We start from the raw sequence: 8,977 nt of genomic DNA on the forward strand, positions 1-8,977 counted from the left end.
CCACCACCGGGGCCGACGGCAGCTACTCCGTGCCCAGGATCAGCGCCGGCGACTACCGGGTCACGGTCACCCGGTTCGGCTATCTCACCGCCACCGGGTCCGTGACCGTCGTGGAGAACGGCACCGCCGTCCAGGACTTCACTCTCACCACCGCCCCCGACGCCCAGGTCAGCGGCAGGATCACCGGCAGCGGCGGGGCCGAGGCCGGCGCCTCGGTGGCCGTCCGGGGCACCCCGGTCGCCACCACGTCCGGTGCGGACGGCGGCTACCGGCTGCGGCTGCCCCTGGGGACGTACGACCTCACCGTGACCCCGGACCACCGCTGTGCGGCGCCCGCCACCGTACGGATCGAGGTCACCGCCGACGCGGTGCGGGACATCGCGCTGGCGGACCGGAGCGATGCCTTCGGCACCACGTGCTCGGTCACCACCGGAGCGGCGTTCCCGACCGGGACCACCAAGCTGTCGTACCCCGACACGCGCGAAGGGATGGCCGCGATCGACCTGCCGTTCCCGGTGCCGTTCCACGGCAAGACCTACCGCAAGGCCACGGTGTCCATCAAGGGGGTCCTGGGCTTCGGCCCGATGAACCCGTTCGGCTACAACGCCCGACTGCCGGAGGTGTACGCCCCGAACGGAGCGCTCTACCCCTTCTGGGACGATCTCGTCCTGGACGACCGGTCGGGGGTGTACTGGTCCGCCACCGGCACCGCGCCGCACCGCCGGATCGTCGTCGAGTGGCGCAATGTGATCATCCCGGTCACCAGTCCCGAGCGGCTCTCCTTCGCGGCGGTGGTCGGTGAGGACGGCACCGCGTCCTTCCACTACAAGGACATCGACGAGACGCTCGACAACGCCTCGTACGCGACGATCGGCACGGAGAACGAGACCGGCACCGATGCGCTGCTCTACTCGTACAACGAGCCGACCGTCCGGGAGGGGATGAGCATCCACTTCCGCACGACGAGGACGTCGGTGCTGGCGGGTACGGTCACCGACGCCAACGACGGGCAGCCCGTGGCGGGCGCCACCGTCACCGGCGGCGGGCGCGGTGACACCACCGGCCCAGACGGCGGGTACCTCTTCCAGGTCCCCGCCACCTCCACCCCGTACGACATCGCGGTCTCCGCGCCCGCCTACGCCCCGGCGACCGTGCGGGCCGAGCCGCGTCCCGGTGCGATCACCGTCGCCGACGCGGTGCTGAGCACCGGCCGGGTCACTCCGGACGCGCGCTCGCTGACCGTCGTCGTCCCGCCCGGAGAGCGGCGCACCCGCACCCTCACCCTCCACAACACCGGCGAACCCACCCCGTACGCCCTCGCTGAGAAGGACGGCAAGGGCTGGATCACCCCCGACTCCACCGCAGGCGACCTCGCCCGGGACGGCCGCCGGACGGTCACCCTGACCGTGGACCCGGCCGGCGCACTGCCCGGGTCGGTCCTGCGCGGCACCCTGCGCCTGACCTCCCAGAGCGGCCGGACCCCCGTCCGGGACATCCCCGTCACCGTCATCGTCCCCGCCTACCGGACCGCCATCGACACCGGCGCCACCGGCTCCTCGGTGGACCCACTGGGCGACACCTGGACGCCCGACACCCCGTATGCCGTAGGTGGCCGCGGCCACCTCGGGAAATCCAGCCCCAAGTCCACCACCCGCCCCATCTCGGCCGTGCCCCCGGGCAGTGACCCGAAGCTGTACCGCACCGCCCGCCAGGGCATGTACGAATACCGCTTCGACGGCCTGCCGACCGGTACGTACCAGGTCGAACTCGGCTTCGCCGAACTCGACACCAAACGCCCTACCCAGCGCGTCTTCGACGTCATGGCCGAAGGCACCCTGTACATCCCCAACCTCGATCTCGCTCTGGAGGCGGGGGTACGGACCGCCCATGACCGCGCCTTCACCGTCAAGGTCACGGACGGCCGGCTCAACCTGCGGTTCGTGGCGAACGCCGGAAAAACTTCGGTGAACTCGATCAGGGTCACCGAGCGCGGCGATCTCACCGGTTGATATCCGAGTGAAATACCTGGTCAGGGCCTGTCCCGCAGCCGCCGGACAGGCCCTGTTCTTAGGTTGCCCTAAGTGATGCACCGCACCGGACGCGCGTCCGGACGGCGGTTGTCACGGCCAGAGGAATTACGCAACAATGGTGTTGTGAAAAACGTCGGCGAGGTTCCGCAGGAGGAACTCGCGGCCGGGATGCGTACGGATCACTCGACGCGCAACCGGGTCGCGCGCTCCGTACTGGACCATGGCCCGTCCACCGTCGCCGACCTCGCGGCCCGCCTCGGGCTCACCCAGGCAGCCGTCCGCCGCCACCTCGACACGCTCGTCGCCGAGAAGATGATCGAGCCCCGGGAGAAGCGGATCTACGGCGCCCGCACCCGTGGCAGGCCCGCCAAGGTGTTCGCCCTGACCTCCTGCGGCCGGGACGCCTTCGACCAGTCGTACGACTCGCTGGCCGTGGACGCGCTGCGCTGGATCGAGCGGCACGCCGGGGGAGAGGCGGCCGTCGCCGCCTTCGCCCGGGACCGGATCGAGGCCCAGGCGAAGCCCTACCGCGAGGCCGTCGAGGCCGCCGACCCCGAGCGGCGCACCGAAGCGCTGGCCAAGGCCCTGAGCGCCGACGGGTACGCTGCTACGGCGCGCAGCGCCCCCGGCCCCCAGCAGGGCGAGCAGCTCTGCCAGCACCACTGCCCGGTCGCGCACGTCGCCGAGCAGTATCCGCAGCTGTGCGAGGTGGAGACCGAGATCTTCTCCCGTCTGCTGGGGACGCACGTACAGCGTCTGGCCACCATCGCCCACGGCGACGGGGTGTGCACGACGTTCATTCCGCGCAGCGGCAGCCCGCACGGCGGCCCGCCGCGCGGGACCACACAGACCACCACACCATCTGCATCATCTGGAAGCACGGCCGGGAGGAACCCCGCATGACTCTCCCCACGGAGACTGCCCACCCCGAACTGGAGGGTCTGGGCACGTACGAATTCGGCTGGGCCGACTCCGACGCGGCAGGCGCCGCGGCCAAGCGCGGCCTGTCCGAGGCCGTCGTCCGCGACATCTCGGCGAAGAAGAACGAGCCGGAGTGGATGCTCAAGCTGCGCCTCAAGGGCCTGCGGCTGTTCGACCGGAAGCCCATGCCGAACTGGGGCTCCGATCTGTCGGGCATCGACTTCGACAACATCAAGTACTTCGTGCGCTCCACGGAGAAGCAGGCCGCTTCGTGGGAGGACCTGCCCGAGGACATCAAGAACACCTACGACAAGCTGGGCATCCCCGAGGCGGAGAAGCAGCGCCTGGTCGCCGGTGTGGCCGCGCAGTACGAGTCCGAGGTCGTCTACCACCAGATCCGTGAGGATCTGGAGGAGCAGGGCGTGATCTTCCTCGACACGGACACCGCGCTCAAGGAGCACCCCGAGCTGTTCCAGGAGTACTTCGGCACGGTCATCCCGGTCGGCGACAACAAGTTCGCGTCGCTGAACACCGCGGTGTGGTCCGGCGGATCGTTCATCTACGTCCCCAAGGGCGTCCAGGTGGACATCCCGCTCCAGGCGTACTTCCGGATCAACACCGAGAACATGGGCCAGTTCGAGCGGACGCTGATCATCGTCGACGAGGACGCCTACGTCCACTACGTCGAGGGCTGCACCGCCCCGATCTACTCCTCGGACTCGCTGCACAGCGCCGTCGTGGAGATCATCGTCAAGAAGGGCGGACGCTGCCGCTACACGACGATCCAGAACTGGTCGAACAACGTCTACAACCTGGTCACCAAGCGTGCCGTCGCCTACGAGGGCGCGACCATGGAGTGGGTCGACGGCAACATCGGCTCCAAGGTGACCATGAAGTACCCGGCCGTGTATCTGATGGGCGAGCACGCGAGGGGCGAGACCCTGTCCATCGCCTTCGCGGGCGAGGGCCAGCACCAGGACGCCGGCGCCAAGATGGTCCACATGGCCCCGAACACCTCATCGAACATCGTCTCCAAGTCGGTGGCGCGAGGCGGCGGCCGGACCTCCTACCGGGGTCTGATCGAGATCGGTGAGGGCGCCCCGGGCGCCAAGTCCAACGTCCTGTGCGACGCGCTGCTCGTCGACACGATCTCCCGCTCGGACACCTACCCGTACGTCGACGTCCGCGAGGACGACGTCTCCATGGGCCACGAGGCGACCGTCTCCAAGGTCTCCGAGGACCAGCTCTTCTATCTGATGAGCCGGGGCATGACCGAGTTCGAGGCGATGGCGATGATCGTGCGCGGCTTTGTCGAGCCGATCGCCAAGGAACTGCCGATGGAGTACGCGCTGGAGCTCAACCGGCTCATCGAGCTCCAGATGGAGGGTTCGGTCGGCTGATCCCCACCGGCCCAGCGGGGCGGGCGACACTGCCGCCCGCCCCGGCAGCGAGAGTTTTTCCTGACCCAGAGGCAGAGAGAGAGCACGACGACAGCCATGGCTGAGGCTCAGAACATCCCGGCGGGGTCCACCACCGCCGGCTCGATCGCGGTGGCCGCCGAGTCGACCGTCGCCACCCGTATGAGTGCGTCCCCGTCGTTCGACGTGGCGGACTTCCCGGTTCCGCACGGCCGCGAGGAGGAGTGGCGCTTCACTCCGCTGGACCGGCTCGGCGGACTGCACGACGGCAGCGCCGTCGCCACCGGCAACGGTGTCAAGGTCGTCGTGGAGGCGCCCGACGGCGTCACCGTCGAGACCGTCGGCCGCACCGACACCCGGCTCGGCCGGGCCGGCACCCCCGTGGACCGGGTCGCCGCCCAGGCGTACTCCTCCTTCGAGCACGCCTCGGTCGTCACCGTGCCCAGGGAGGCCGTGCTCACCGAGCCGGTCCGGATCACCGTGCACGGCGAGGGCGGCACCGCCTTCGGCCACCAGCTCGTCGAACTGGGCGCGTTCGCCGAAGCCGTCGTGGTCATCGACCACACCGGTGACGCCGTCCTCGCCGCCAATGTCGACTTCGTCCTCGGCGACGGCGCGAAGCTCACCGTCGTCTCCGTCCAGGACTGGGACGACAAGGCCGTCCATGTCGCCCAGCACAACGCGCTGGTCGGCCGGGACGCCTCCTTCAAGTCCGTGATCGTCACCTTCGGCGGCGATCTCGTACGGCTGCACCCCCGGGTCTCCTACGCGTCCACCGGCGGCGAGGCCGAGCTGTTCGGGCTCTACTTCACCGACCGGGGCCAGCACCAGGAGCACCGCCTCCTGGTCGACCACAACAACCCGCACAACAAGTCGAACGCGGTCTACAAGGGCGCGCTCCAGGGCGAGAACGCCCACGCGGTGTGGATCGGCGACGTCCTGATCCGGGTGAACGCCGAGGGCACCGACACCTACGAGATGAACCGCAACCTCGTCCTCACCGACGGCGCCCGGGTCGACTCCGTACCGAATCTGGAGATCGAGACCGGGGAGATCGTCGGCGCCGGCCACGCCTCGGCGACCGGCCGCTTCGACGACGAGCAGCTCTTCTATCTGATGGCCCGCGGCATCCCGGAGCAGGACGCCCGCCGTCTCGTCGTCCGCGGCTTCTTCGCCGAGCTGGTCCAGCAGATCGGTCTGCCGGACGTCGAGGAGCGGCTGCTCGCCAAGATCGAGGAAGAGCTGGAGGCGTCGGTCGCATGAGTTTCGTCCGTGCCTGCGGGCTGAGCGAGCTGGAGGACGACACCCCCAAGCGGGTGGAGCTCGACGGCACCCCCGTCTCGGTCGTGCGCACCGAGGGCGAAGTCTTCGCGATCCACGACATCTGCTCCCACGCCAATGTCTCGCTCTCGGAGGGCGAGGTGGAGGACTGCCAGATCGAGTGCTGGCTGCACGGCTCCAGCTTCGACCTCCGTACCGGCAAGCCGTCCGGACTGCCCGCGACGCGCCCCGTCCCCGTATACCCCGTAAAGATCCAAGGGGACGATGTGCTCGTCTCCGTCACCCAGGAGTCCTGAGTCACCCATGGCAACGCTTGAAATCCGCGACCTGCACGTCTCCGTCGAGGCCGAAAACGGCTCCCGGGAGATCCTCAAGGGCGTCGACCTGACCGTGAAGCAGGGCGAGACCCACGCCATCATGGGCCCGAACGGCTCAGGCAAGTCCACCCTGGCCTACTCGCTGGCCGGCCACCCCAAGTACACGATCACCAGCGGTCAGGTGAGCCTGGACGGTGAGGACGTCCTGGAGATGAGCGTCGACGAACGCGCGCGCGCCGGTCTCTTCCTCGCCATGCAGTACCCCGTCGAGGTCCCGGGTGTCTCGGTCTCCAACTTCCTGCGCACCTCCGCCACCGCGATCCGCGGCGAGGCCCCCAAGCTGCGCACCTGGGTGAAGGAGGTCAAGGGAGCCATGGAGCAGCTCAACATGGACCCGGCCTTCGCCGAGCGCAATGTGAACGAGGGCTTCTCCGGCGGCGAGAAGAAGCGCCACGAGATCCTTCAGCTCGAACTGCTGAAGCCGAAGATCGCGATCCTCGACGAGACCGACTCCGGCCTCGACGTCGACGCGCTGCGCGTCGTCTCCGAGGGCGTCAACCGCGTCCGGGAGAGCGGTGAGGTCGGCACCCTGCTGATCACGCACTACACCCGCATTCTCCGCTACATCAAGCCCGACCACGTCCATGTCTTCGCCAACGGACGGATCGCCGAGTCCGGCGGCCCCGAGCTGGCGGACAAGCTGGAGGCGGAGGGGTACGAGGCATATGTGAAGGGTGGCGTATCCCAGTGAGCGATGCCCGCCAGGGGCTCTCCGGCCTCCTCGACACCGAGGCGATCCGCAAGGACTTCCCGATCCTCGACCGGGTGATCCACGGCGACAAGAAGCTCGTCTACCTCGACAGCGCGGCCAGCTCGCAGAAGCCGCGCCAGATGCTCGACGCGGTCAACGACTACTACGAGCGCCACCACGCCAACGTCCACCGCGGTATCCACGTCCTCGCGGACGAGGCCACCGCGCTGTACGAGGGCGCCCGCGACAAGGTGGCCGCCTTCATCAACGCGCCCAGCCGCGATGAGGTGATCTTCACCAAGAACGCCTCGGAGTCGCTGAACCTCGTCGCCAACATGCTCGGCTGGGCCGATGAGCCCTACCGGGTGGACCGCGACACCGAGATCGTCATCACCGAGATGGAGCACCACTCCAACATCGTGCCGTGGCAGCTGCTCGCGCAGCGCACGGGCGCGAAGCTGAAGTGGTTCGGCCTGACCGACGACGGCCGGCTCGATCTGTCGAACATCGAGGAGATCATCACCGAGAAGACGAAGATCGTCTCCTTTGTGCTGGTCTCCAACATCCTGGGCACGGTCAACCCGGTCGAGGCCATCGTGCGCCGCGCCCAGCAGGTCGGCGCGCTGGTCCTGATCGACGCCTCCCAGGCCGCCCCGCACAGCCCGCTCGACGTCCAGGCCCTCCAGGCGGACTTCGTGGCCTTCACCGGCCACAAGATGTGCGGTCCGACCGGTATCGGGGTGCTGTGGGGCCGGCAGGAGCTGCTGGAGGACCTGCCGCCCTTCCTCGGCGGCGGCGAGATGATCGAGACCGTCTCGATGCACTCCTCGACCTACGCGCCCGCGCCGCACAAGTTCGAGGCCGGTACGCCCCCGATCGCCCAGGCCGTCGGCCTCGGCGCGGCCGTGGACTATCTGAACGCCATCGGGATGGACAGGATCGCCGCGCATGAGCACGCGATCACCGAGTACGCCGTGCGGCGCCTCGCCGAAGTCCCCGATCTGCGGATCATCGGCCCGGTCACCGCCGAGGACCGGGGCGCCGCGATCTCCTTCACCCTGGGCGACATCCACCCCCACGACGTGGGGCAGGTCCTGGACGAGCAGGGCATCGCCGTCCGCGTCGGGCACCACTGCGCGCGGCCGGTCTGCCTCCGGTACGGAATTCCTGCGACCACCCGGGCGTCGTTCTATCTGTACTCCACGCCCGGCGAGGTCGACGCGTTGATCGACGGGCTGGAGCACGTCCGTCATTTCTTCGGGTAGAGCGGAGCACCGGTGAAGCTTGATTCGATGTACCAGGACGTCATCCTCGACCACTACAAGCACCCGCACGGGCGGGGGCTGCGCGAGGGCGACGCCGAGGTGCACCACGTCAATCCGACGTGCGGCGACGAGATCACGCTGCGGGTGAAGTACGACGGGTCGCGCGTCGAGGACGTGTCGTACGAGGGCCAGGGCTGTTCCATCAGCCAGGCCAGCGCGTCCGTGCTCAATGAGCTGCTGGTCGGCAAGGAACTGGCCGAGGCGCAGAAGATCCAGGCGACCTTCCTGGAGCTGATGCAGTCCCGGGGACAGATCGAACCCGACGACGCGATGGAGGAGGTGCTGGAGGACGCGATCGCGTTCGCCGGTGTCTCCAAGTATCCGGCCCGGGTGAAGTGCGCGCTGCTGAGCTGGATGGCGTGGAAGGACGCGACCGCCCAGGCGCTGGGAGACGGCCCCGAGAGGAAGACGGCATGACGGAGAACGCAGGGACTGCACTGAAGCCGGCCTCCGAGGAAGAGGTCCGCGAGGCGCTGTACGACGTGGTCGACCCCGAGCTGGGGATCGACGTGGTCAACCTCGGACTGATCTACGGCATCCACGTCGACGACTCCAATGTGGCGACGCTGGACATGACCCTGACATCGGCGGCGTGTCCGCTGACCGATGTGATCGAGGACCAGGCGAAGTCGGCGACGGACGGAATCGTCAATGAGCTGAAGATCAACTGGGTCTGGATGCCGCCGTGGGGCCCGGACAAGATCACGGACGACGGCCGCGAGCAGCTGCGCGCGTTGGGCTTCAACGTCTGAGCCCCTGAGCCCCCGGGCCGGACCTCCGGCCCGGGGCCCGGCGCTCCCTCGGGCGGGCCGCGCTTCCTGGACGGGACCTGTCCCGTCGTTGAGCGGCACGCCCTCCGGGCGTGTCCGCAATCGCCGGACGGGCTGGAAAGCCAAGGCCACAAGCCCCAGCGGGCCCCGGCGGCCGCGGGTCC

The 8,977-nt window shown here is 68.9% G+C and carries 9 protein-coding genes; all 9 read left to right on the plus strand.

The genetic code is table 11. The features are described from left to right. Positions 1-2,009, plus strand: a 2,009-nt coding sequence (locus ACWF94_RS24625) for a carboxypeptidase regulatory-like domain-containing protein (RefSeq protein WP_453492386.1), incomplete at its 5' end; no start/stop codon positions are given. A gap of 144 nt (positions 2,010-2,153) precedes the next feature. Beyond that, entirely contained in the window at positions 2,154-2,933 is a 780-nt protein-coding gene (locus ACWF94_RS24630; RefSeq protein WP_453492389.1) for a helix-turn-helix transcriptional regulator, read from the plus strand. Next, positions 2,930-4,351 (plus strand): Fe-S cluster assembly protein SufB, encoded by a 1,422-nt coding sequence (sufB, locus tag ACWF94_RS24635; RefSeq protein ID WP_453492392.1) that lies wholly within the window; start codon positions 2,930-2,932, stop codon positions 4,349-4,351. Before ACWF94_RS24630 ends, sufB begins: the two co-directional genes overlap by 4 nt. A 96-nt stretch (positions 4,352-4,447) precedes the next feature. Then, positions 4,448-5,632, plus strand: a complete 1,185-nt coding sequence (gene sufD / locus ACWF94_RS24640) for a Fe-S cluster assembly protein SufD (protein ID WP_453492395.1) — start codon at positions 4,448-4,450, stop codon at positions 5,630-5,632. Then, the gene (locus tag ACWF94_RS24645) at positions 5,629-5,946 is read left to right on the plus strand and encodes a non-heme iron oxygenase ferredoxin subunit (protein ID WP_453492398.1); all 318 of its coding nucleotides are present in this window, start codon (positions 5,629-5,631) and stop codon (positions 5,944-5,946) included. Before sufD ends, ACWF94_RS24645 begins: the two co-directional genes overlap by 4 nt. 7 nt (positions 5,947-5,953) lie before the next feature. Then, positions 5,954-6,718 carry a Fe-S cluster assembly ATPase SufC gene (gene sufC / locus ACWF94_RS24650; RefSeq protein ID WP_453492401.1) on the plus strand — a complete coding sequence of 255 codons (765 nt, stop codon included), beginning with the start codon at positions 5,954-5,956 and terminating at the stop codon, positions 6,716-6,718. Continuing rightward, positions 6,715-7,983: a cysteine desulfurase gene (locus tag ACWF94_RS24655; protein WP_453492404.1), complete on the plus strand. Its 1,269-nt coding sequence runs from the start codon at positions 6,715-6,717 to the stop codon at positions 7,981-7,983. Before sufC ends, ACWF94_RS24655 begins: the two co-directional genes overlap by 4 nt. Positions 7,984-7,995: 12 nt before the next feature. Continuing rightward, positions 7,996-8,460, plus strand: coding sequence for a Fe-S cluster assembly sulfur transfer protein SufU (gene sufU / locus ACWF94_RS24660; RefSeq protein WP_453492407.1), 465 nt, complete (start codon positions 7,996-7,998; stop codon positions 8,458-8,460). Next, entirely contained in the window at positions 8,457-8,795 is a 339-nt protein-coding gene (locus ACWF94_RS24665; RefSeq protein ID WP_453492410.1) for a metal-sulfur cluster assembly factor, read from the plus strand. Before sufU ends, ACWF94_RS24665 begins: the two co-directional genes overlap by 4 nt. Positions 8,796-8,977: the final 182 nt, after the last annotated feature.

The organism is Streptomyces sp. NPDC055078 (assembly GCF_053607985.1).

What these genes read in the sequence shown, in the direction of transcription:
- sufD (WP_453492395.1), top strand. Translation starts at nt 4,448, where the DNA reads ATGGCTGAGGCTCAGAACATCCCGGCGGGGTCCACCACCGCCGGCTCG.
- sufB (WP_453492392.1), top strand. Translation starts at nt 2,930, where the DNA reads ATGACTCTCCCCACGGAGACTGCCCACCCCGAACTGGAGGGTCTGGGC.
- sufC (WP_453492401.1), top strand. Translation starts at nt 5,954, where the DNA reads ATGGCAACGCTTGAAATCCGCGACCTGCACGTCTCCGTCGAGGCCGAA.
- ACWF94_RS24665 (WP_453492410.1), top strand. Translation starts at nt 8,457, where the DNA reads ATGACGGAGAACGCAGGGACTGCACTGAAGCCGGCCTCCGAGGAAGAG.
- ACWF94_RS24645 (WP_453492398.1), top strand. Translation starts at nt 5,629, where the DNA reads ATGAGTTTCGTCCGTGCCTGCGGGCTGAGCGAGCTGGAGGACGACACC.